Annotated in this window: 29 protein-coding genes; 12 read left to right on the top strand and 17 right to left on the bottom strand. The window is 63.8% G+C overall.

Annotated elements, in window-relative coordinates:
• Positions 1-212 precede the first annotated feature (212 nt).
• From CCS01_RS02675 to CCS01_RS02650, 5 genes are all read right to left on the bottom strand, one after another.
• Positions 213-1,670 carry an NYN domain-containing protein gene (locus CCS01_RS02675; protein WP_146101540.1) on the bottom strand — a complete coding sequence of 486 codons (1,458 nt, stop codon included), beginning with the start codon at positions 1,668-1,670 and terminating at the stop codon, positions 213-215.
• Positions 1,671-1,903: 233 nt separating this feature from the next.
• Positions 1,904-2,215 (bottom strand): HigA family addiction module antitoxin, encoded by a 312-nt coding sequence (locus CCS01_RS02665; protein WP_104517279.1) that lies wholly within the window; start codon positions 2,213-2,215, stop codon positions 1,904-1,906.
• A gap of 14 nt (positions 2,216-2,229) precedes the next feature.
• On the bottom strand, positions 2,230-2,358 hold the full coding sequence (locus tag CCS01_RS34135; protein WP_456307581.1) for a type II toxin-antitoxin system RelE/ParE family toxin: 129 nt from the start codon (positions 2,356-2,358) through the stop codon (positions 2,230-2,232).
• Positions 2,359-2,670: 312 nt separating this feature from the next.
• On the bottom strand, positions 2,671-3,030 hold the full coding sequence (locus tag CCS01_RS02655; RefSeq protein WP_170114615.1) for a PIN domain-containing protein: 360 nt from the start codon (positions 3,028-3,030) through the stop codon (positions 2,671-2,673).
• A gap of 86 nt (positions 3,031-3,116) precedes the next feature.
• Entirely contained in the window at positions 3,117-3,365 is a 249-nt protein-coding gene (locus CCS01_RS02650; RefSeq protein WP_104517278.1) for a type II toxin-antitoxin system Phd/YefM family antitoxin, read from the bottom strand.
• Between the two features lie 150 nt (positions 3,366-3,515).
• Here CCS01_RS02650 and CCS01_RS02645 point away from each other — a divergent pair, with 150 nt between their 5' ends.
• Both CCS01_RS02645 and vapC read left to right on the top strand, forming a co-directional pair.
• The gene (locus tag CCS01_RS02645) at positions 3,516-3,731 is read left to right on the top strand and encodes a type II toxin-antitoxin system VapB family antitoxin (protein WP_104517277.1); all 216 of its coding nucleotides are present in this window, start codon (positions 3,516-3,518) and stop codon (positions 3,729-3,731) included.
• Complete coding sequence (vapC, locus tag CCS01_RS02640; protein ID WP_104517276.1) at positions 3,728-4,177, top strand: type II toxin-antitoxin system VapC family toxin; 450 nt, start codon at positions 3,728-3,730, stop codon at positions 4,175-4,177. The genes CCS01_RS02645 and vapC overlap by 4 nt, the downstream gene beginning before the upstream one ends.
• A 35-nt stretch (positions 4,178-4,212) precedes the next feature.
• Here the strand turns inward: vapC and CCS01_RS02635 are convergent, their stop codons facing one another.
• Complete coding sequence (locus tag CCS01_RS02635; protein ID WP_104517275.1) at positions 4,213-4,563, bottom strand: hypothetical protein; 351 nt, start codon at positions 4,561-4,563, stop codon at positions 4,213-4,215.
• 29 nt (positions 4,564-4,592) lie between these two features.
• On the opposite strand from CCS01_RS02635, the gene CCS01_RS02630 reads away from it, so the two are divergent.
• The 4 genes from CCS01_RS02630 to CCS01_RS35965 are packed head-to-tail and all read left to right on the top strand — an operon-like array spanning position 4,593 to position 5,851.
• Positions 4,593-4,919 (top strand): type II toxin-antitoxin system RelE/ParE family toxin, encoded by a 327-nt coding sequence (locus CCS01_RS02630; RefSeq protein ID WP_104517274.1) that lies wholly within the window; start codon positions 4,593-4,595, stop codon positions 4,917-4,919.
• Between the two features lie 11 nt (positions 4,920-4,930).
• Positions 4,931-5,233: a HigA family addiction module antitoxin gene (locus tag CCS01_RS02625; protein ID WP_104517273.1), complete on the top strand. Its 303-nt coding sequence runs from the start codon at positions 4,931-4,933 to the stop codon at positions 5,231-5,233.
• A 50-nt stretch (positions 5,234-5,283) separates the two neighbouring features.
• A complete protein-coding gene (locus CCS01_RS02620) occupies positions 5,284-5,511 on the top strand; it encodes an antitoxin MazE family protein (protein ID WP_104517272.1) in 228 nt (75 codons plus the stop codon).
• On the top strand, positions 5,405-5,851 hold the full coding sequence (locus CCS01_RS35965; RefSeq protein ID WP_408887472.1) for a type II toxin-antitoxin system PemK/MazF family toxin: 447 nt from the start codon (positions 5,405-5,407) through the stop codon (positions 5,849-5,851). Before CCS01_RS02620 ends, CCS01_RS35965 begins: the two co-directional genes overlap by 107 nt.
• A 165-nt stretch (positions 5,852-6,016) precedes the next feature.
• Here CCS01_RS35965 and CCS01_RS02610 read toward each other — a convergent pair whose 3' ends face one another.
• From CCS01_RS02610 to mnmE, 5 genes are all read right to left on the bottom strand, one after another.
• Entirely contained in the window at positions 6,017-6,304 is a 288-nt protein-coding gene (locus tag CCS01_RS02610) for a DUF2442 domain-containing protein (protein ID WP_104517271.1), read from the bottom strand.
• Between the two features lies 1 nt (position 6,305).
• A complete protein-coding gene (locus tag CCS01_RS02605; RefSeq protein WP_104517270.1) occupies positions 6,306-6,521 on the bottom strand; it encodes a DUF4160 domain-containing protein in 216 nt (71 codons plus the stop codon).
• A gap of 114 nt (positions 6,522-6,635) precedes the next feature.
• Positions 6,636-6,974 (bottom strand): endoribonuclease MazF, encoded by a 339-nt coding sequence (mazF, locus tag CCS01_RS02600; RefSeq protein WP_104517269.1) that lies wholly within the window; start codon positions 6,972-6,974, stop codon positions 6,636-6,638.
• Positions 6,975-7,229 (bottom strand): AbrB/MazE/SpoVT family DNA-binding domain-containing protein, encoded by a 255-nt coding sequence (locus tag CCS01_RS02595; RefSeq protein WP_104517268.1) that lies wholly within the window; start codon positions 7,227-7,229, stop codon positions 6,975-6,977.
• A 401-nt stretch (positions 7,230-7,630) separates the two neighbouring features.
• Positions 7,631-8,929: a tRNA uridine-5-carboxymethylaminomethyl(34) synthesis GTPase MnmE gene (gene mnmE / locus CCS01_RS02590; RefSeq protein ID WP_104517267.1), complete on the bottom strand. Its 1,299-nt coding sequence runs from the start codon at positions 8,927-8,929 to the stop codon at positions 7,631-7,633.
• Positions 8,930-9,059: 130 nt separating this feature from the next.
• On the opposite strand from mnmE, the gene bchE reads away from it, so the two are divergent.
• Complete coding sequence (gene bchE, locus CCS01_RS02585) at positions 9,060-10,769, top strand: magnesium-protoporphyrin IX monomethyl ester anaerobic oxidative cyclase (RefSeq protein WP_104517266.1); 1,710 nt, start codon at positions 9,060-9,062, stop codon at positions 10,767-10,769.
• A 16-nt stretch (positions 10,770-10,785) separates the two neighbouring features.
• The gene (gene bchJ / locus CCS01_RS02580; RefSeq protein ID WP_204848115.1) at positions 10,786-11,388 is read left to right on the top strand and encodes a bacteriochlorophyll 4-vinyl reductase; all 603 of its coding nucleotides are present in this window, start codon (positions 10,786-10,788) and stop codon (positions 11,386-11,388) included.
• Positions 11,389-11,592: 204 nt separating this feature from the next.
• On the opposite strand, the gene CCS01_RS02575 is transcribed toward bchJ, so the two are convergent.
• The gene (locus CCS01_RS02575; protein WP_146101539.1) at positions 11,593-12,006 is read right to left on the bottom strand and encodes a cupredoxin domain-containing protein; all 414 of its coding nucleotides are present in this window, start codon (positions 12,004-12,006) and stop codon (positions 11,593-11,595) included.
• Positions 12,007-12,636: 630 nt separating this feature from the next.
• On the opposite strand from CCS01_RS02575, the gene CCS01_RS02570 reads away from it, so the two are divergent.
• Both CCS01_RS02570 and CCS01_RS02565 read left to right on the top strand, forming a co-directional pair.
• Entirely contained in the window at positions 12,637-13,491 is an 855-nt protein-coding gene (locus CCS01_RS02570; RefSeq protein ID WP_104517263.1) for an FkbM family methyltransferase, read from the top strand.
• A 224-nt stretch (positions 13,492-13,715) separates the two neighbouring features.
• On the top strand, positions 13,716-14,672 hold the full coding sequence (locus CCS01_RS02565) for a glycosyltransferase (protein WP_104517262.1): 957 nt from the start codon (positions 13,716-13,718) through the stop codon (positions 14,670-14,672).
• Here the strand turns inward: CCS01_RS02565 and CCS01_RS02560 are convergent.
• A complete protein-coding gene (locus tag CCS01_RS02560) occupies positions 14,654-15,460 on the bottom strand; it encodes a DUF169 domain-containing protein (RefSeq protein ID WP_204848114.1) in 807 nt (268 codons plus the stop codon). The genes CCS01_RS02565 and CCS01_RS02560 overlap by 19 nt on opposite strands.
• Before the next feature lie 70 nt (positions 15,461-15,530).
• On the bottom strand, positions 15,531-16,052 hold the full coding sequence (locus CCS01_RS02555) for a hypothetical protein (RefSeq protein ID WP_104517261.1): 522 nt from the start codon (positions 16,050-16,052) through the stop codon (positions 15,531-15,533).
• A gap of 585 nt (positions 16,053-16,637) precedes the next feature.
• Between CCS01_RS02555 and fumC the strand changes: the two genes are divergently transcribed.
• Together fumC and CCS01_RS02545 are read left to right on the top strand one after the other, a co-directional pair.
• The gene (fumC, locus tag CCS01_RS02550; RefSeq protein ID WP_104517260.1) at positions 16,638-18,038 is read left to right on the top strand and encodes a class II fumarate hydratase; all 1,401 of its coding nucleotides are present in this window, start codon (positions 16,638-16,640) and stop codon (positions 18,036-18,038) included.
• A gap of 53 nt (positions 18,039-18,091) precedes the next feature.
• Positions 18,092-19,735, top strand: a complete 1,644-nt coding sequence (locus tag CCS01_RS02545) for an NAD-dependent malic enzyme (RefSeq protein WP_104517259.1) — start codon at positions 18,092-18,094, stop codon at positions 19,733-19,735.
• A gap of 42 nt (positions 19,736-19,777) precedes the next feature.
• On the opposite strand, the gene CCS01_RS02540 is transcribed toward CCS01_RS02545, so the two are convergent.
• The 3 genes from CCS01_RS02540 to CCS01_RS02530 form a co-directional block, all read right to left on the bottom strand.
• A complete protein-coding gene (locus CCS01_RS02540; protein WP_104517284.1) occupies positions 19,778-20,002 on the bottom strand; it encodes a hypothetical protein in 225 nt (74 codons plus the stop codon).
• Between the two features lie 90 nt (positions 20,003-20,092).
• Positions 20,093-21,037: a sterol desaturase family protein gene (locus tag CCS01_RS02535; RefSeq protein WP_104517258.1), complete on the bottom strand. Its 945-nt coding sequence runs from the start codon at positions 21,035-21,037 to the stop codon at positions 20,093-20,095.
• Complete coding sequence (locus CCS01_RS02530) at positions 21,037-22,002, bottom strand: YVTN family beta-propeller repeat protein (protein WP_104517257.1); 966 nt, start codon at positions 22,000-22,002, stop codon at positions 21,037-21,039. Before CCS01_RS02530 ends, CCS01_RS02535 begins: the two co-directional genes overlap by 1 nt.
• Positions 22,003-22,017 lie beyond the last annotated feature (15 nt).

The following is a 22,017-nucleotide window of genomic DNA, read 5'->3' as shown; positions in this document are numbered from 1 at the left end:
GAGTGATGGGAGGGGGGGGTGGCGGCCGTTGGCCGGGAGCGGAATGGCAGGTTCCAGTGGTTCGGCACGGTAAAGTGGACATTGTTGTCGAGCAAATACCTCGGCAAGATTCGACCCGACTTGGCAATCGGGATTGGGGCGACGCGCCTTGAAGTGGTTTCTGAGAAACCCCTTCGTTACGCGTTTCGATGGAATCCTTCAACTAAGGGCCATTACTTACCAAAAATCCTTATGATCTCCCACGTCAGCTTCGCTGCTCCTCCCGCCGCCTTCGCTGCCCCGACCGCCAACATCCTCCCAACGTACCATCTTGCGCGACTCTTGTCATATTCAACAAACGATATCTTCTCTCTTCCGATTGGTCTGTATTTGTTAATAATTTCAATCAACGCTCTCGGCCTGAGCGTCGCCGAACTGTCCCCGCAATGAGGGCACTTGACATTATCGTCAATAATAGCAACAAAGTCATTTCTTTTTATAGAGACGAATGCGTTGAATTTATCATAGTCATTTTGAATTGATGCAAGCTTCCAGCATTTCAGGCAAACCACATTTCGGGTGAAAAAATTCAGGAACGATCGAGTAGCTTCATCCCAACTATATCCATAAAAGGGGACTCCTATTTGCTCCACGCCGTACGTGGCAGCGGTCTTATCGAACTCATATGATAGGTTTTGCTCCGACAAAAACCTCCGCATGGCATTCTGCGTTTCCATAATGATTCCGGCTTCGACCGCACCATCAGGAATGTCATACGAAAATCGGGGTTTGCCAGGCGGGACATGCCGGTTTACAATTTCCGCAAGCTTAGCGGGTCTTGTCGTGATTGCGCCTTTTCCGCAGTTACGGCAAACGCCATTATCAACATATTTATCAAACTTTGACTCTATCGGGTAAATACTCCAGCAGTTTGTGCAAATTTTTGTGTTATCGAAGAATTTTTTAAAACCTGTCATTGCTGAATCCCAGATGAACCCATCGAAATTGACATGACTCCCATATTGCTGAAGAAAGAGCTGTAACTCCTTGCGCGTTTCCTGAACGTGCCTTAACTCAAGATTCAAATCTCCGTCTGAGAGATACAATTCGTCCGCCTTATTATGCCGTGGAGGTTTAGTGGCGGAAGACTTAAATTGATCGAACAGTTCTTGCAAATTTCTGTCGTTAGCGATGCGTATGTAAGGAAGCTTTTCAACCGTCATTATGCCATTAGGCTGCATATTGCCCTGTATAAGCCGGTCTGTATATCGATCTTCTAACCACTTATATTTGCCCCTATAGTCTCTATAAAGGTCGTTCGTGATAATTTTGCATTGCGTTTGGTCCGCAAATTCGCAGATTGCACTGTCCGCCCTTGTCGATGCCGTCACGCGATAAAATTTTTCCCTGTAAACCGAGAGGAGTTCGTCCAATATTTGGATCTCGCTCTCACCGCCATTTTCCCTAAGAATATTATCTATAGAGGCATCGAACACGCAATAGAAGTCATCTCCATTTGCAACTATGGTGTTGACAATTCGGAATATCGGCCGTAATGACGGAACGCTAGTAGGTATATTCCGCTGCCAGAAGGCCACGTTGTTTCCGTCTATTACATATTTTACTAACATTCTTGATGCTCCATGACACTTGCCTTTGCCACTGTTCCTGGAGGCAGGCAGGTTCGACACGTCTCATATCGTTATAACAAGGGATATCGTATTAGTCTACCGGTTCCCGAAAGTCTTAACCAACTTCCACGGTCCTCACCAGCAGCGCGGCACCACCCAAAGGCTGTTGGGAGACATCCGATTCGAAGACGACGGCCGAGAGGCCTGAAAGACGACAAAGGTGCTTTCCCGCCACCGCTGACAGGGCCGAGCTATCGAGGACCAGACCCTCCCGTTGCGTTGTCATCCCCACATCACGTAAGCCCCGGCTGCTGCGGCTTCTGCTCCGGCCTGACCGGGAGCGCGTCGATCTCGGCGCCGGCCGCCTGCTCAGCCAACCGGAGATCGTAAGCAGCCTGCAGATTGAGCCAGAACGCCGCCGAGGTCCGGAACCAGTGGCCAAGGCGCAAGGCGGTGTCCCCGGTGATGGCCCGCCTGCCGTTGATGATCTGCGAAACCCGGTTCGCCGGAACGTTGATCTGGCGGGCCAGCTCGGTCGGGGAGACGCCGAGTTCTTCCAGTTCGTCGCCAAGGATTTCGCCGGGATGGATCGCGGGTCTGGTCATGCTGGCTTCCTTCGTCAATGGTAATCCACAATCTCGACATTGCAGGGACCGGCGGCGTCCTGCGGCCACGCGAAGCAGATCCGCCACTGGTCGTTGATACGGATGCTGTATTGCCCGGCACGGTCGCCCCTGAGGGCTTCCAGGCGATTGCTCGGCAGGCCGCGCAGATCGCCCAGGCTGGTGGCAGCGGACAGGATCTCGAGTCACTTGTGGGCCTGCCGATCGAAACCGGAGAAGGCCGCCACGCGCTCACCTGCCGCGAACCGGGCCGTTCGCTTATCCCGAAAGCTCACGATCACACGCCACCATGACAGAATTTACGCTTGACGTCAAGCGTCCAGATCTTTTCCGGCGATCTGTCTGGCGATGCCACGACCCATAACTGGCCGGACCTGCAACGACTGTTTCAGAACGCTGATTCAAGTACCCGGATGACCACACCAGGCGCTTCCCCGTCACCCGGACTGCGTTGCCTCGTCCGGTGACACCACCTCGACCCCGAAGACCTGGAAGTGCCTGCTGTTGCGCGTCACGATGGTGATAGCGTGGGCTTTCGCAATGCCGGCGATGGTGGCATCGGCCATGCCAGGATCGTGTCCCGCGGCAACCGCCCTGGCTTCAAGCCGACCCGCCAACGCCGCGGCCCTTGTATCAACGGCGATGATCTTGTCGTCATAGCTGGCAACCAGCCCCGCAAGCCAGCCCCTGAGGCTCGCCGCTTTGGCGCTTGCCCCCTTGTGCTCCAGCAGGGCTATGCCTTTCTCGATCTCATGGACGGTGACGACGGACAGGAACACCCGGCCGCCGGCATCCATGCGCTCCTACCTGAGAAACGCCGCCGGTGCCTCGGCGCGCGCCGGCGAGAGCATCGAAATGACGTTCGTATCGAGCAGGTAACCGCTCACAGATCGACCGTCCGCGACGGCGCAGGATTGCGCTCGAACGTCTCCCCCGGAAAGGTCCGCAGATAAGCGACCAGGCCAGGACGTTTCTTCGCCATCGCCTTGCGGGCGATCTCCGCCGCCTCGACCGGCACCAGGGCGGCAACCGGCTTGCCGTGCCGCGTGATCGTCACGAAATTCCCTTTGACGGCTTCATCGACCAGGCTGGAGAAGCCCGCCTTGGCATCCTTCAAACTGACGATCGGCATGGCGCCTCCGGCGCGTATGGTCACAGGTGACCACATTAGGTCGCCCCGGCAACGGACTTCAAGGCTATTCCGCTGTGGCGCGGCCGACGTTGCCACACGTTGCACGGTATATGTATAACCATCCCCACCCATTACACACAGACCAACCCAATGCGGACCAACATTGAGATCGACGACAGGCTGATGGCCGAGGCCATGGCCGCAAGCGGCCTACCCACCAAGCGCGAGACGGTCGAGGCCGGGTTACGCCTGCTCGCCCGCCGCAAGCGCCAGGCCAGTGCGCGCGACCTGTTCGGCCAGGTGCAATGGGAGGGCGACCTCGACGCCGAGCGCCGCGATGATCCCGCCGGCCTGTCGGCGCGGTGACGACAGCGGTCTTCGTCGACAGTTCAGTCTGGATCGACCATCTCCGCGGTGCCGTCACGCCAGGAACGCGGGGGCTGCGCAGGCTGCTCGACGCGCTCGACCCCGACGCGAGCGAGGACGATCCGGCCGAGATCCTTGTCGGCGACCTGGTGCTGCTGGAAGTGCTGCGCGGGATTTCCGACGACCGCCAATACGACGCGACACGCAGCGCACTGCTCGCCTTCCCGCAGGTTCGCATCGGCGGCACGGCGACGGCGCTCGCTGCCGTGGATCATTATCGCAGCTTGCGCCGGCGCGGGGTTACCGTGCGCAAGGCGGTCGATTGCCTGATCGCGGCCTGGTGCATCGCGCGTGCCGTGCCACTGCTGCACGCAGACCGCGACTTCGCGCCGTTCGCCGAGCACTGCGGACTGCTCGTCCATGGGCGCGAACCGGGCGCGTCCTGACGGCTTCCGCCTGTCAAACGTTGCCTCGTCCGTGGTCATATCCCGGCATCGCAGGGTTCGGCGGCATCCGGCGGCCATGCGGCGCGCGTCCCGTCGATCGCATCGGTGGTTATGGCATGGACCAGCCTGATTGTGCGCGCGAGCCGGTCCGAGGCGAAGGACGCGAGCGCCCGGCGATCAGCGCGCTCCCCCTGGTCGTGATCCGCCTCGTCGAGCCGCCCGGGTAAGAACCCGGCATCCTCACAGGCCCCGTTGCCGATCGGCACGATAAGCCGCATGCGGCGCACGGCCGGCGTCAATTCGCCGGCGTCGAGGGTCGAGTCAGGCGGCCTCGAACGCCTCCCGCACAGCGACCCCTGCCCTGTCTTGACTGGTATCTGATACATACCATATATCACCCGCGGCGGAGACAGGCATGGCCATCACCGGTTGCAGGGATCGACGGACCGAGCGCTTTCTGGCCGGCGAGCGTGTCGCGGCATGTCAGGCTTTCGCGGACGCTGCGGTCAAGGCGCTGACGAAGCTCCAGGCAGCAATTGTCCTGGGTGACCTGCGCAATCCGCCCTCCAACCGGTTCGAAGTCCTGGGCGGCGATCGGAAGGGCCAGTCCAGCATCCGCATCAACCAGAAGAACCGCGTGTGTTTTCGCTGGGCGCCGCATGCGCCGATCCCGCCGGGAACGGATGCGCTCCTGACGCCAGGCGATGCCTGCGACGTTGAGATCGTCGTCGATTACCACTGACGGAGGATAGGATGACCAACCCGATCGACAACCTGCCCCCTGTCCATCCCGGCCGCTTCCTGCGGGATGAACTGGATGCCCTGGATCTCAGCGCACGGGCGTTCGCCAGGCGTCTCCATGTCCCGCACAACGCCATCACCGGCATCATGAACGGCGACCGCGCGATCAGTGCCCTGATGGCGATCCGGCTTGGCCGCGCGTTCGGCACCACGCCGCAGTACTGGCTGAACCTGCAGACGATCTATGATCTCAAGAAAGCGCAGGCAGACATGCCAACCGACGTATTGGAGATCGAGCCATGCGTGGCAGCATGAGGATGCAGGTAGCGCTCTACCTGTAAGCACGATCTCCCGGAGCCACCCCCATGCCCCGCCCCGCACGCCATGATGGCCTCGACAAGTTTCGCCGCTATCGGGCAACCCGCCGCGCCAGCGGGATGAAGTTGCTCCGCGTGTGGGTTCCCGATCCACAGGCGCCAGGGTTCCGTGCGGAAGCCCGGCGCCAGGCGATGCTGCTGCAAGGCGCCCCGGAAGAGCAGGAGGCCCTCGACTTTATCGAGGCCGTTGCCGACTGGGGCGACACCGGCCGGTGAAGCGTGGCGACATCATAACGGTCGCCATCACGGGCCATCACCGCAAACCCCGCCCGGCCCTGGTCATTCATCCGATTTCCTCCCCGGGACCGAGAGCGTCCTGGTCTGCCTGCTCACCACCACGCACCGGGATGCACCGTTGTATCGCCTGTCGCTGCCCGCCGGCGCGGCAACCGGATTGCATCAGGACTCGCAGGTAATGGTGGACGAGATCAGGGCGGTTCGCCGCGACCGCTGTGGCGCACCGGTCGGGCGGATCGACGCAGGCGACGCTGCTGGCGCTGGGGCGGCTGCTCGCCTTCGTCACCGGCATCGCGGACTGAAGCGGGACCGCGGTTGATCCTCGTCTGGCCTGCCAGGACCATTGTCCGCATGTCCGCGGCCTGGACACCGGAGGTCGAGCCGGACTGGGAAGCAGGCCCACCACGTACCGGCACCGGGGTTGCGGAACACGTCGTTTGAACGAGGCCATGACGCTGTCCGCCTCGCGCCGTCGCCCCCCGCTCTACCGTGGCGAGCGCCAGGCAGCCGAACCCGCCGGTGCCCGCGCGCCTGCCAGAAGGCCTTCGGTTCTCAGGTCCTCATCGAGGTCCGGCCAATGAATGCCATAGCCGGCACCCGCCACTTCCCAATGTGAGCGCTGGGCCGCCGTCGCCGCTTCCAGCCTGGGATACCAGGCCAGAGGCACGGTGATCGTGCGTCCGTCCATCAGCGCGACCGACAGTTCGTCCTCGCTGACCCTGACGTCGCGGACCCGGATATCGGCGCCTTCAGCCCGTGCCGAAGAACGCATGTCATGCCTCCAGAAGTCGCGGTTGATGGTGCCGGACCAACCGTAGAATAACACCCAGATCATGAGCGACAAAGCCGGCATTGCTGGCCAGCCGGACAGGCTCCAGCCATACCTTGGCCGATGCCCCGCCTTTGTCCAGATGCACATGCGGCGGCTCGTTTGGCTCATGGCTCCAGAAATAGACCCGGAAGCCATCAACGCGCAGGATGGTTGGCATCGATCGTCACCTTGGACAAACGAAGGTTCCTTTCGTGCGTTTAAGGATGCCGGGGCGGTTCCGGCAAGTATCCGCGGCACCCGGTTACGACGGCGCCGCCCCCACCACCAACCGTCACGTCCCGATCAGCGCTCGCAGCTTCGCCCGGATAACCGCCATCTCCTCCCGCGTCGCCGCCCCTTTCCGGCTTGCCCCGCGTGTCCGCCAATCAAGGCTCTTCACCTGGTCTGCCAGCACGACGGCAGGCGGCGACCCCGATAGCGGCACTTCGAACGGATAGCCCTTGATCCGTGTCGTCACCAGACAGCAGACCACCAGGCCGATACGGCCATTGTAAGCCGCGGGGCTGAGCACCACGGCAGACCGGCGTCCAGCCTGCTCGTGCCCGGTCTGCGGGTCGAAATCGAGCCAGATGATATCGCTCGTATCCGGTACGAAGCCGCCTCGAACCACCTAGAGACGTTCCTTGCCGACCCGTGGGCCAAAGCCGGTTTCCTCGTGGATATTCTCATCGGTGACCGCCGCGAGCAGGTCCGCAAGGCTGAACGCCGGTTCCGGTATCGGCTCGATGATCACACGGCCGCCCTCCTCGCGGATGTCCACGGGTTGGTCGAGCGACAGCTTGGCAGCCTCCATCACGGCAGCCGGGATGCGAACCGAGGCGCTGTTACCCCATTTCTTGACCAGAACCTGCATCGGCCCCCTCATATCGACAATGTCGATACATAGGAAGCGGTCGCCACGGCGTCAATGCCGCGTTTATGGCGAAACGCGCGACAGGCACCGGCCGCCCAAGCCCTGGCCGATGATGAAACCCGGCCGAGGCCCAAAGCCCCGTATGCGATAGCGCTGAACGCGGTGACCGGCAGGACGGTGTTGACCGCTCTGATGATCGCACGCAGGGGGGAGTCCGACGGTGCCTTACAGTGCTGATGCAGAAGAAGGCGTGGATGCCAAGCCTGTGCCCGGCATGACGATGAGACGCCGGTGCCAACGTGTCAGAACTTCGGGCGCCTGGTACTATGTCCTCCGCCCGGGCAGCCTCACGGCCACTCTTCTTTGGCCCGGGGCTTCAGCGGCCGGGTTATCCCGATTGAAAAAGCCCCGCCCTACTTCCCGATGCAGAACCGGGAGAACACCGTGTCGAGAATATCCTCCACCCCGACATGCCCGGTGATCCGCCCCAGTTCCCGCATCGCCAGCCGCAGATCCTCGCCGCGCAGTTCCGGCAGGTCCGCCCGTTCGGCGTCCGCCAGGTGCCCCGCCGCCGCCAGCAGAGCGGCGCGGTGGCGGGCGCGGGTCAGCGGCGGCGGGCCGCTGCTCTCCGTCATCCGGCGCGCGGCCGAGGCCAGGGTGTCGCGCAACGCCGCCATCCCCTCGCCCGTCTTCGCGCTGATCCGCAGCGCCCCCTCCGGCAATGGCTGTTCCCCTGGCCGCCCCAGGTCTGCCTTGTTGGCGACCAGCACCTGCTTCCTGGCCGCCACCGCCTCGGTCCCCGCCTCCACCACCAGCAGCACCAGATCAGCGTCCTCCGCCCGCGCCCGCGCCCGGCGCACGCCCTCTGCTTCGATGAAATCCGTCGTTTCCCGCAGCCCGGCGGTGTCAACCAGCGTGACCGGCACGCCCCCCAGCACCACCCGAGTCTCCAGCGCATCCCGCGTCGTGCCGGGCACCGCCGAGACGATGGCGACCTCGCGCTCGGCCAGGGCATTGATCAGCGTCGATTTCCCCACGTTCGGCGCGCCGGTGATGGCGAAGAACAGCCCCTCGCGCAGCTTCTCACCGCGCCCGGCATCGTCCAGGTGCGCCCGGATTTCCCCGCGCACCGCGCGCAGCGACGCCAGCAGCTGGTCCTCGACCTCCGGCGGCAAATCCTCATCCGGAAAATCGATCAGCGCCTCCTGGTACGCCAGCACCCCGCGCAGCCGATCGGCCCAGTCCTGGTAGAGGGCGCCCAGGGCACCGTCGAGCTGGCGCAGAGCCTGGCGCCGCTGCGCCTCGGTCTCGGCCGAGACCAGGTCGTGCACCGCCTCGGCCTCCAGCAGGTCCATCCGCCCGTTCAGGAAGGCGCGGCGGGTGAATTCCCCCGGTTCGGCCGGGCGCAGGCCCAGGCCAACCAACGCCTCCGCCACCCCGTCGATAACTGCACGGCCGCCATGCAAATGAAGCTCGGCACTGTCCTCGCCGGTGTACGACCCCGGCCCCGGCAGCCACAGCACCAGCGCCTGGTCCAGCACCGCCCCGGCCGCGTCCCGCAGCCGCCGCAGCGCCGCAACCCGCGGAACCGGCAGGCTTCCGCCGCACAAGGCGGCCACCGCCGGACCCGCCGACGGCCCGCTCAGCCGCATCACCGCGATCGCCGCCCGCGCCGAGCCGGAGGCCAGCGCGAAAATTGTGTCATCCAACATGCAACATTTATAGCACTGAGGCGGCTTGATGAACCGGTGCCGCGCGGTTTATCCAGCGGCTTTGATCTGCGTCAATGCCTGGCGACGGTGGTGCGTCAAGGGTGGTTGACAGATCGGGAGGTCATTCAGCGTGCGTATCCTTCTCATCCATCCGAACTACCACTCTGGCGGCGCCGAGATTGCCGGCAACTGGCCGCCCGCCTGGGCTGCCTACCTCGCCGGCGCATTGAAGGCGGCAGGTTACTCCGATCTGCGGTTCATCGACACGATGACCAACGACATCTCCGAGGAGAACCTGCGGAAGATCCTGGCCGAGGAAAAGCCCGACCTCGTCGGCTGCACCGCGATCACGCCCTCGATCTACAAGGCCGAGCGGGCGCTGCAGATCGTCAAGGAGCTGCACCCGAACGCCGTCACCGTGCTGGGCGGCATCCACGCCACCTTCATGTACCAGCAGGTGCTGACCGAGGCCCCGTGGATCGACGTCATCATCCGTGGCGAGGGCGAGGAAATCCTCACCAACCTGGTGCGCACCGTCGCCGAGGGCAACTGGCCGGCGCAGAAGCACAGCATCAAGGGCCTGGCCTTCACCGACCAGACCCCGGAAGGCGCCAAGATCGTCGCCACCGCCGCCGCGCCCACCATCAAGGACCTGGACTCGATCGAGGCCGACTGGGACATCCTGGAGTGGGAAAAGTACATCTACATCCCGCTGAACTGCCGGGTCGCCATCCCGAACATGGCCCGCGGCTGCCCGTTCACCTGCTCGTTCTGCTCACAGTGGAAGTTCTGGCGCGACTACCGCTTCCGCGACCCGAAGAAGGTCGTGGATGAGATCGAGACGCTGTACAAGAAGCACAACATCGGCTTCTTCATCCTCGCCGACGAGGAGCCGACGATCAACCGCAAGAAGTTCATCCAGTTCTGCGAGGAGATGATCGCCCGCGGCCTGAATGAGAAGGTCCTGTGGGGCATCAACACCCGCGTCACCGACATCCTGCGTGACGAGGAATACCTCGCCATGTACCGCAAGGCCGGCCTGATCCACGTCTCGCTCGGCACCGAGGCGGCGGCGCAGATGAAGCTGGACCTGTTCAACAAGGAGACGAAAATCTCCGACAACAAGAAGGCGATCCAGCTGCTGCGCGACGCCGGTATTGTGGTCGAGGCGCAGTTCATCGTCGGCCTGGAGAACGAGACCCCGGAGACCCTGGAAGAGACCTACCGCATGGCGGTGGAATGGGGTCCGGACATGGCCAACTGGTCGATGTATACCCCCTGGCCCTTCACCAGCCTGTTCCAGGAGATGAAGGACAAGGTCGAGGTTTTCGACTTCGACAAGTACAACTTCGTCACCCCGATCATGAAGCCCGCCGCCATGGAGCGCGGCGAGCTGCTCGACCGGGTGATGAACAACTACCGCCGCTTCTACTTCAAGAAGGCGCTGTTCCACTATCCGTGGGCCGGCACCGGCGATCGGCGGCGCTACCTGCTGGGCTGCCTGAAGGCGTTCCTGAAGTCCGGCTTCGAGCGCAAGTTCTACGACCTGGGCAAAGTCGGCTACTGGGGTCCGCAGTCGAAGAAGAAGGTCAACTTCCACTTCGACGACAAGCGCGCCATCCTGCCGGCCTCGACCGACGACTGGGAAGCCGCGGCGGATCGGTCGCGCAAGGCGCAGAAGACCGCGCCGGGCGGGGTCCCAGGGGGGATGATGGCCTGCGGCGGCGGCACCGAGCAGATGGAGGAACTCTCCGGCACGCCGGCCGGGGCGCCTCTGGCCTGCGGCGGCAGCCAGCAGCAGATGGCCGATCAGGACGCGGCCGCCGGCGGCGCGGACTGAGCGGCGCATGCATGGCATGACGGATGACCCCCGGGATACGGGGGTCATTGGACCAAACTCGGTCCTGCAACTGATCGAGGCGCTCAGGCTTGCCGGCCTGGGCGCCTTTTGCACGCAGGTGTTCGAGCGCGCCGGGGTTTCCGACTGGCTGCTGAACCCGCCGCAGGCGATGGTGGATGAACAGTTGGTCGGGCGGCTGCACCAGACGGTGCGGGCCATGGCGCCGCCCGGCCAGGGCAAGGCGCTGATGGCCGAGGCCGGGCGGCTGACGGCGGACTACATCCTGGCCAACCGCATCCCCAGGGCCGCCCAGGTGGTGCTGAAGCTGCTGCCGCCCCGTCCGGCGGCGGCGCTGCTGGTGAAGGCAATCACCGCGCATTCGTGGACGTTCGCCGGGACGGGGAAGTTCTCCGCTGTTGCCGGCCGGCCGACGGTGTTCACGCTGGTGGGCAACCCGCTGTGCGCCGGGGAGAAGGCCGCCGTGCCGGTGTGTGACTGGCACGCCGCGGTGTTCCAGCGGCTGTTCCAGGTGCTGGTGTCGCCGAAGGCCCGGGTGGTCGAGACGGAGTGTGAGGCCTCCGGCGGGACGTGCTGCCGGTTCGAGGTGGACTGGCGGTAGCCTGGAGTCCGGAGGCGCGGTCGGCCAGCCCGCCATCGTCGGCCCATCGTCATGGCCGGGCGTGTCCCGGCCAGCTCCCCCCAACCGTCGAAGCGCGGATGGCCGGGACACGCCCGGCCATGACGGAGGGGGTCCAGCCTCTCCAGCCACGCCTGTGCCTGTGTCAGCTCCCCCCACAGATGGCCCGCCCCGGCGCGCAACGTGCTACGGCGTCACCTCGATCGTCCCATGCATGCCAAACAGGCTATGCAGGAAATGCGTGCACCGGAGCGGGTAAGTCCCCGGCTTGCGCGGCACCAGCGCAATTTCAACCGTTTGTTCCGAACCGACGGATATGTCGCCATCCGGCGGAGCCGACGAACCCGTCGGGTAGGAACTGGCGGCAAAGAACGCCGGGGCGCTGAAATCGTGCCGCCCGCTGCTGTCGTTCACCAGCCGCAACCGCACCGGCATGTTGGCCTTGAGGTGGAGATGGTCGGGGTCATAGGAAAAATTCGACATCCGGACCGTGATGGTTTCGGCAGCGCCGGTGGCCGCATTGCTTTGCGCAACGCCACCAAGCGGCAGGATGAACACGAATGAAATTCCGACAGCCAAGGCGCCTGCGATCATCCGCATGGTTTCCTCCAGCACGAAGACGTTCAAGACCAACAGAATGGCATCGCGTTACGATAGCAAATCACCGTCCGGTTGGAACGTTAGCCCCGCCGTAGCTCGCAGCGGTGCGATGACATTGCCCTTCTGCGGCTCCCAGCCGGGTTTTCGGGTCGACAGCCGGAATCGAGATGGGGCGGGATATCAGTTTCATTGCAGCCCCTCCCTGCTCCGCGCGACCATCGGATTGGATGAACGCGGGGGGCGATCCTGGTTACTTCCCGCGATTGCCACTTTCGAAACGGTTTGGGGTGGACGTCGGGAAAGCCCTGCGCCAACGGAAGCCTCCTGCCGCGGTACAAAACGTTGGAGCGTATCATGGCTGGTTCTCGGTCGTGATCGCCGGGCAGCGATGCGACGGCGCCGACGGTTGCAGGGTCTGGCCAGGGCGGCTCCGGCGCACGTACCGCGGCCTGGCTGTGACGATACAGTCAGCGTGGGCTTGCCGAGGACCCGGTGGCTGCCATCTCGGCCGCATTGATCCTGAGCGACCCTTTGCGATTCACGACGAATGAGGCTGCCCCGGTGACTCGTCATTTACCATTCCGTGCCACGGTGTCATGGTGCCGGCAATCAATTTCGGAGTAGCGATGAATGCCGATTGCAAACGCTGTTCGTGCGCCGATCTGGCAGCCTGGCAAGGTAAAGAGCATGGTAGCCCAACTTGCCTATCCTGTTTTCCTCATGCTGAACCGCCCGTCAATGACCTGGTTCGGTAATCTGGCGTATGATTTTGCGCTTCGCTGCAATGGCATCGCCATCACCTTTGGCGGAACGCATGGATTGACGGCGGCGGAAGAGCACTTCCTTGACCGTATCAAAGGTCGTCTGCAAGGTGGTGTCCTGCTCGACGTCGGCGCCAACCACGGTGCCTATGCGCGCCGCCTGCGGCAGTTGGCGCCTACCGCCCGCATCATCGCCTTTGAACCTCATCCTGTAACTTTTGCTTATCTCGCGACACGGATGGCCGACATGCCTTCAGTCGCACTCATCAACCAGGCCGTTGGCGCCCAGGCGGGTTCCTTCACCCTGTATGACTTCGGCACATCGGACGGATCGACCCAGGCGAGTTTAAGTGAGGCTGCGGTGGGGTTGTATTCCGCGGACATCGTTCAGCACCCTGTCGAGTGCACCACAATTGACGCCTTCATGTCCCAGTCTGGCCTCGAATGCATTGATTTCCTCAAGATTGATACAGAGGGACATGATCTGTCCGTCCTGCAAGGCGCGGCCGCGGCGCTACGAGGAAAAAAGATCAAAATGATCCAGTTCGAGTTTGTTCCCGCCAACATTGCCACGGGCGTCACCATGCACGACTTCTTCAATGTCCTCGACGGGTACCGTATCAGTCGCCTCTGTCTGAACGGTGCTCTCCGGCCATTCACATCGTACGACGTGAAACGCTGCGAAATCTATGTGACGCACAATCTTGTTGCCACGCCATTGTAAGGGCTCGTCGCAATTGGATCAAAGCCGGCCGATCGGCTGGCCGATGCGGCACCCGGCGGCAGGAACAACGCGAAGCCATCCCGGACAGCCGCACAGGCTTTGCCGCCATCCGCCACGGCGCAACTATTGGCCTTGAAATACGATTTTCCGAGTCACTATGGTGCGCCGGAGCCAGGGATTGCAGCTTGCAATCCGCAGTCAGGGCGAGACAGGGACACGGTATCATGTGGGATTGGAACATCGCAGTGTTCTGCCGCAACGAGCAGGCTTCAATAGCCCGGTGCATCGAGAGCCTGACGCACGCCAGCAGGGGGCGTCGTGCCCTGATCACGCTGATCGTCAACGGCTCGACCGACGACAGCGCCGAAACTGCGTTGGCGGCAGCCGAGCGAAGCGGAATGCCGATCCTCATCTATGCAATTGCCTATGCCGACAAGGCGAACGCCATTAACCAGTTTTTCTACGAACTGCGACAGCCCGCAAAACACTACTTTTTCGTCGATGCCTACGTGAAGATCGGACCTCGGGCCCTAAGGGAACTCGAATCCTGCCTGGCGACACGACCCGATATTGCGGCTGCCACCGGGATCGGGGTCAACGGCCGCACGATGTATCGGAACGCCCAGACCACGCTGACCCAGGGCGGACACCTGCATGGCCAGCTTCATACCCTGAGGGCCGACTTCATCAACCGCCTTGTGGCAAGCAAAATTCGCCTGCCTATCAAACTTTATCGCGGGGACGGACTGCTTGGCTCCATGGTCATACACAATCTTGATCCGCTTCATACCCCTTGGGAACCAAAGCGCATCGGCAGCAGCCCTGGCGCAACTTATGAAATACCTGCCACGTCGATCTTCCGGCCCAGCGATCTGCGGCGGCAGTTCCATCGCGAGATCCGCCAGCAGCGCGGTCACCTGGAGAATGCCGCCATAAAGAGCATCATTTACGAGAAAGGCTATGAGGGCCTGCCGTCATCGGCCAGCGACATGATCCTGGCCTATATCGAGCGCTTCGGCCTGCCACGGGTCCCGCTCGCCGATCGGCCGTTCCAGGCGCTTGCGCTGCGCCATCTGAGACGCGCCCAGCGGCCCGAGCCCGCCCAGCTTCAGCCACGGCTGCTATCCAGTCTGAACACCGAACCCGCCGACGAGCAGCAGCTTCAACTCTTCCCCGCGTAGCTCTTCGCCATCCCCTCCCCCGGATCGGCCTGCGGGCCGAACGGCATGATCGGATACCGCAGCCCCGCCTTCGCCAGCCCATGCAGGCCGGTGACCGCGCGTTGAAAATCCTCCGGCGGGCAGGCCATCAGCATCTCGTCGTCCGCCACCGCGCCATACCGGCGCTCAGCGTAGCACGGGATCGACAGGCTGACGGTCCGCGTCTTCAGCGCATGGCCCCAGCTGTCGGCGCAGGCGCTCTCGCCGGTGATGCTGAAGTCGTAGCGGCGATAATTCCGCCACTGCAGCCCGTTGATGAACAGGATCATCTGCGCCGGATTGCCGTAGAACAGGCAGACGTCCGGCGGGCTCAGCCGCCCGGAGCGCAGCGGCGAGATCGCCAGCCCGTTGTAGCGCCCCGGCGGCACCCGCGGCATCTGCGCCTGGTGCGCCGCGGCAGCCGCGCGGTTCTCGAACCACACCCCCTCCATCTTGCGGCCCGAGGTATAGATCTCCCCCGGCGCATCCAGGCCGATGACGCTGGAGCAGCTCGAGAACGGCGGCACGTTCTCGGTGGTGACCCCCAGGGTGAAGCCCGCCATGCGGGATTGGGTGACTAGCTGGCAGGTCGAGAACGTCTTGCCGCGTGCCGGCCGCCGCAGCCCCGGGATGGCCTCCATCGCCTCGACATCCTCGAACAGCTTCATGCCGATGGGGAATGTCCGCAACCGCAACAACTGGTTGAGCTGCTCGGCCAGGTGCGCGAGCGCCTTACCGTCCAGCGACGGCGGGCTGGGCATGTCGTTCATGGTTGTGTCCTCCCTTTGGCCGCATGGTGCCACGCGCCGCGGCGGAGGGAAATACACGGCGCCCCCGGCTTCACCGCGTGGCGACGCTGAAGTGCAGGTCGGAGGCACTGGTGATCGTCAGTTTGCCCCCGCTCGTCGGCAAAGGTCCGGCGTTGTCGAAGGTGACCGGCAGCCAATGCACGGGGCCAGTGCCGTCGTAGCTGGCCAGCACCGGCGATTGCCACGCCAGCCCCTGGCTGGTGGTGGGGTCGGAGAACCCGGCGATGCCGAACGGGTCCGGCGCCGGTACCGTGGCCGCTGCGAACACGGTCGGGATCGTCGGCGACAACGACAGGCCGCCGATTTTGATCGTGTCCTTCACCGCCGGCACCTCGAAAGCCGGCCCGGGGGCAATACCCAGCACGGTTTGCAGGCTCGCGGTGTTGCCCACCAGCCGCCAGTGGAACGTGGCGTCGGTGAAGGTCGTGGTGCTGCCGGCGGTGTCCGTCAGGGTGCCGCTGAGCCGGCCGGTCAGGCTGTAGACGATCGGCTCGCCGTTGCCGGGAGCCTGGGCGTCGCTGCCTGCCGAGGTGTCACATTGAGCCCGATACATGATTTCGTTTCCTTTATTATTATCAGCCGCACCTGCGGCTATCGGCCACCGCTTCTGCCAAAACAACGTATGCACTGCAATGGCATTGAATACTTGTTGAAAGGAGGGCATTGTCTGGATCTCAACAGGTCAGCACTCGTTGTGCCTGATGTGCCGATAGCACCCGACCTTGCGTCAGGCCGGGCCGCCCGTGCCAGGACACGACGGCCTGTGCCGCGCGGCCTCTGATCATCGGCACTCATGGGGCCCGTCCCGGCGTTCCGTAACGAATATCCGTTCCGCAGGCAGGGATGGTGCCGGTGTCCGGCGCTGCAAGGTTTGCAGCCAGGCCACAGGCTTCGCGGTTGAGAGCAATCGAAACCATTATGGCTTCCGCTCAACGCCTGCTCACGATTTGCCTATGACCAACGTTTTGATCGAACAGGTTCGCAAAGACCTGTTGCGGTTTTCCCGGCCACCGCTCTATGCTTCGTGGCATTATTGCGTACTGCAGGGTTGCGGCAGCCGCCGGGCACCATCCGGACGCGGCGCCGGTCATCACGTGACAGCTGGCGAAAGCCGGGCCAACAGCGTCGGGAAACAACGATGGCAGACACGCGGAAAGAGACGGACAGTCTCGGTGAGGTCGAAGTCCCGGCCGACAAGCTGTGGGGTGCCCAGACCCAGCGCTCGCTGGAACATTTCAGCATCGGCAAGGACCTCATCCCGCGCGAGATGATCACCGCCTATGCCACGCTGAAGAAGGCCGCCGCCATCGCCAACCACGACGGCAAGCGGCTGCCTGAGGAACCCTTCACGCTGATCCGGACCGTTTGCGACGAAATCCTGGCGGGCCAGCACCACGACATGTTCCCGCTGCACGTCTGGATGACCGGCAGCGGCACCCAGTTCAACATGAACGTCAACGAGGTGATCTCCAACCGCTGCTGCCAACTGGCCGGCACCCCGCTCGGCAGCAAGCGGCCGGTGCATCCCAACGACCACGTCAACATGGCGCAGTCGTCGAACGACACCTTCCCCTCGGCCATGTACATCGCCGCCGCCGTCGGCGTGAAGCAGCGCCTGGTCCCCGCCGTGCAGGCCCTGCACGACGCCATCGCCCGCAAGTCCGCCGACTGGACCGATATCGTAAAGATCGGCCGCACCCACATGCAGGACGCCACGCCCCTGACCCTCGGCCAGGAGTGGTCCGGCTATGCCGGGATGCTGGCCGACAGTCTGGCCTGGATCGAGGCAGCGCTGCCCGCCGTCTATCGCCTCGCCCTCGGCGGCACTGCCGTCGGCACCGGCATCAATTCCGCACCCGGATTCGCCGAGGCGGCGGCGGCCGAGATCGCCAGGCTCACCGGGCTTCCGTTCGTCAGCGCACCAAACAAGTTCGCCGTGCAGGGCGCGCACGACGCTTTGGTGCAGTTGTCCGGCACGCTGCGCACCCTGGCCGGCTCGCTCTACAAGATCGCCAACGACATCCGCCTGCTGTCCTGCGGCCCGCGCGCCGGCTTCGCCGAACTGCACATCCCGGAGAACGAACCCGGCTCCTCCATCATGCCCGGCAAGGTGAACCCGACGCAGGCCGAGGCGCTGACGATGATCGCCGTGCAGGTCATGGCGAACGACGTCGCCGTCGGCTTCGGCGGCGCCGGAGGCTACCTGGAGATGAACGTCTACAAGCCGCTGATGATCTACAACATAACGCACTCGGTCACGCTGCTGACCGACGGCTGCACCAACTTCCGCCGGTTCCTGGTCGAGGGCACCGAACCGAACCGCAGGAAGATCGAGGAATACGTGGAACGGTCGCTGATGCTGGTGACCGCGCTGTCGCCGGTCATCGGCTACGACAAGGCGTCCCACATCGCGCACTACGCGCTGGACAACGATCTGACCCTGAAACAGGCGGCGCTGAAGCTCGGTTTTGTTACGGAATCCGAGTTCGACCGCGTCGTCGATCCCGCGAAGATGGTCAAACCCTACGTCGCCAACTGACCGGATCGCCTTCCGGGCACCGCCGATTTCAACACCAGGAGTGGGGAAACAAAATGACGGGGCTGAATGCGGACCATGGCAAGCGTGGGGTGGACCTGCTCCACGATCCGTTGCTCAACAAATCCACCGCCTTTACCGAGCAGGAACGCCAGGCTCTCGGGCTTGTCGGCCTGGTTCCGGATGCAACGGAACCCGAGGATCTGCAGCTCCGCCGCGTGCTGCTGCAGCTCGGCCACAAGAACACCGATCTCGATCGTTATATCTACCTGGTGAACCTGCTCGACCACGACGAGACCCTGTTCTACCGCACGATCATGTCGGACCCGGCCCGCTTCCTGCCGATTGTCTATGACCCGACCATCGGCGAGGCCTGCCTGAAGTTCGGCCACATCTTCCGCGGCCCGCGGGGCATGTACCTGTCGATCAGGCGCCGCGGCCAGGTGCGGGAAGTACTGCGCAACTGGCCGCAGCAGGATGTGCGTTTCATTTGCGTCACGGACGGCGGACGCATCCTCGGCCTCGGCGACCTGGGCGCCAACGGCATGGGCATCCCCATCGGCAAGTTGCAGCTCTACACCGCCGCCGCCGGTGTGCCGCCGCAGGGCCTGCTGCCGATGTACCTCGACGCCGGCACCAATAACGAGCAGTACCTGCAGGACCCTCTGTACCTCGGCCTGCGCCAGCCGCGCCCGCCGACGGAGGAATTGTTTTCTTTCGTAGACGAATTCATGGACGCCGTGCAGGAGGTCTTCCCTGCCTGCTGCGTCCATTTCGAGGACTGGACCGGCACCGACGCGGTCCACCTGCTGGAACGCTACCGCGACAAATACTGCGTCTATAACGACGACGTCCAGGGTACCGCCGGCATCACGCTCGCCGGCATGATCAATGCCACCAAGCTCAAGGGCACGCAGCTGAAGGACGAGAAGTACCTGTTCCTCGGCGCCGGTTCGGCCGGCATCGGCCTGGCCAACCTGCTTTGCTCCGCCCTGGTCGGCCAGGGCATGACGCTGCAGGACGCCCGCTCGCGAGTGCACATGTTCGACGTCAACGGGCTGCTCGAATCGACCCGCACCGACCTTGTCGATTTCCAGCGCCCCTACGCCCACCCGCATCCGCCGACGCGCGACTTCGTGGCGGCGATCCGCAGCATCCGGCCGACGACGATCATCGGCGTCAGCACCATCGGCCACGCCTTTACCCAGCCGGTCGTGCAGGCGATGACCGAACTGAACGAACGCCCGGTGATCCTGGCCCTGTCCAACCCGACCGAGCACGCCGAATGCACCGCCGAGCAAGCCTACGCCTGGTCGGCCGGCAAGGCGATCTACGCCGCCGGCGTGCAGTTCCCGCCGGTGCACATCAACGGCCAGACCTTCCTGCCGGGCCAGGCCAACAACTTCTACATCTTCCCCGCCGTCGGCATGGCCATCTACACGACTCGGGCCAAACGTGTCAGCGATGAAATGTTCATCGAGGCCGCCAAGGCTGTAGCCGATCAGGTGCCGGAGGCGATGCTGAAGCAGGGCCTGCTGTATCCGCCCCAGGCCGACATCCTGGAGACCGAAATCAAGACGGCCACGCGCGTCGCCAAGCTGGCGTTCGACACCGGCCTGGCGCGCGTCGATCGTCCATCGGACATCGAGGCCCTGGTACGCAGCCACGTCTATCGGCCTACATACAAGCCACTGATCTGAAAGGCCGGTGCCGCGGCGCGCATGAACCGCCGCGGCCGCCGATCAGGCGGGAGCGATGTCCAGCCGGCGCTCGATCCGGCCGAGCCGCAGGTCGATCCGATCGATGCGTTCGGATTGGCTCGCGAAGTCGCCATGCAACAGCGTGACCTTGGTTTCCAGCGACGTCACCCGACGGCCCAGATCGCCGACCACCGAGGTCAGGCGATCGACCTTCTCGTCGATCCGGCGCAGATAGACCAGGATCAGGTTATCCGGTCCGTCGCTCATCTCAGGCTCCAGCAGTTGTGCGCCAATGTCATCCATTGCGCTGTTATGGATTATATTGCTTAACAACCGGTTAAGAAAAGACCCTTGTTATCACATTTCCTGCCGCACCCGGCCGCCGAACGACCGTGCCAGACGCCGCAGCCCCGCCATCTGCTGCTGCGCCCAGGTCCCCGTCGCCAGCGCCTCCTCGCCCGACGGATCGCCCGTACGAACGTATGCACGGCCAAAATCCGCCGTGCCGAACAGCATGTCCCACCACGGCAGCACCGCGCCGTAGTTGCAGCTCCGTTGTCCCGCCGCCAGGATCCCGTGATGCGCGCGGTGGAACCGCGGCGAGATCAGCAGCCGCTCGCCCAGCCAGCCGAATGATAGCCTCACATTCGCGTGCGACAGCGATTCCAGGAACCGCAGCACCAGCACCAGCAGCGGGAACTGCATCGGCGGCACGCCGATCAACAGGGCGATGACGCTGAACCAGACGAAGGCGATCAGGTCGTCCAGCACGTGGTTGCGGTCATCCGACCAGAACGTCATCTGCCGCTGCGCGTGGTGCAGCGCGTGCAGCGCCCACCACCAGCGGAACCGGTGCGACAGCCGATGCCGCCAGTAATCGGCGAAATCCAGGATGATCGCATACAATACGAATGTCAGCACCTGCTGCCCGAGCAGCGCCGGAAACAGTCCCTCCAGCGTCGGCGGCACCCAGCCCTGATCCGCCATCCAGCCAGTGACGGCAACCTGCGCCCGGTAGAACAGCACATACGTCACGAACGGCAGCACGCCAACGCGTGACAACAGCGTATACAGCACGTCCACCCACACCGCGTCGCCGTTCGGCCACCGCTCCACCGGCCGCCAGCGTTCCAGCGGCAGGCACACCGCGAAAGTCAGCGCCACCTGCGCCACGCCGTACAGCGCGAACAGCGCCCAGCCATACGCCACGTCCTCCCAGTTCATCAGCCCGAACTGGTAGAGCAACGGGACCAGGACATGCTCCTCCAGCCACCCGGCGGCGAGGTCGAACGGATCGCCCATCAGCGGCTCGACACCACGGTCGGCGACGGCGCGCTCGGGTTCAGGAACAGCCCGTGCGGCGAGCGCCCGACCTGGATCGAGCCATAATGCCCGGTCTGCGGATCCAGCACCGCCACCTTCTCCGCCCAGCGCCTCGTGATCCACACCTTGCCGTCCGGCGCGAACGCCAGGTCGTCCGGCCCGCCCGGGATAGCGTAGCGGCGGATCAGTTTCAGCGTCGCCGCGTCCAGCGTCACCGTGGTGCCGCCGGCGCGGTTGTTGACCCACAGCACCTTGCGGTCGGGCGAGAGGAACAACTGATGCGCGCCGCGGCCGGTCACCACGTGTTCCAGCACCTTGCCGTCGGACGGATCGACCACCGCGATGTAATCCGTGCCCATGTCGGTCACCAGCACATGCCCGTTCAGCCACAGCGTGCCGGCGGGAGTCCGGCCAACGGGGACGGTCCATTTCTCCGTCATCGTCCGCAGGTCGAACGCCGCCAGCTTGTCGCTGTCCTGGAGGGTGACGAACACGGTGGCGGAATCCGGCGAGAACGTCAGGTGGCTCGGCGTCGCCACCACCGGGAAGCGCTTCAGCAGCTTCATGCCGGCGGCGTCGTACACATCCACCTGGTTGCGCGCGAGACCATTCACCACCAGGTACCGCCCGTCCGGGCTGAACTGCAACTGGTACGGATCCGCCATCGGCAGCCGCTTCTGCACCGCCCCGGTGTTGGGATCGAGGAACATCATCTGGTTTCCGGCGGTATCACCCACCAGCAGGCTCTTGCCGTCCGGGCTCAGCGCCACATGATGCGGCTCCCGCAGCGCCGGGATGCGGCGCACTTCCTTCTGCGTCGCCATGTCGATCACGCTGATCGATGCGCTGTTGGAATTGACAACGAAGGCGATGCCGGCCGCCCACGCCGGCGCCGCCGCGCCGATGGCAAGAACATAGGCAAGAACCAGGAAAACACGCCGCATGACCAGGGACACTCC

Source organism: Rhodopila globiformis (assembly GCF_002937115.1).
Classification (GTDB): Bacteria; Pseudomonadota; Alphaproteobacteria; order Acetobacterales; family Acetobacteraceae; genus Rhodopila; species Rhodopila globiformis.
This window is presented reverse-complemented; position numbering and strand designations above follow the sequence as displayed.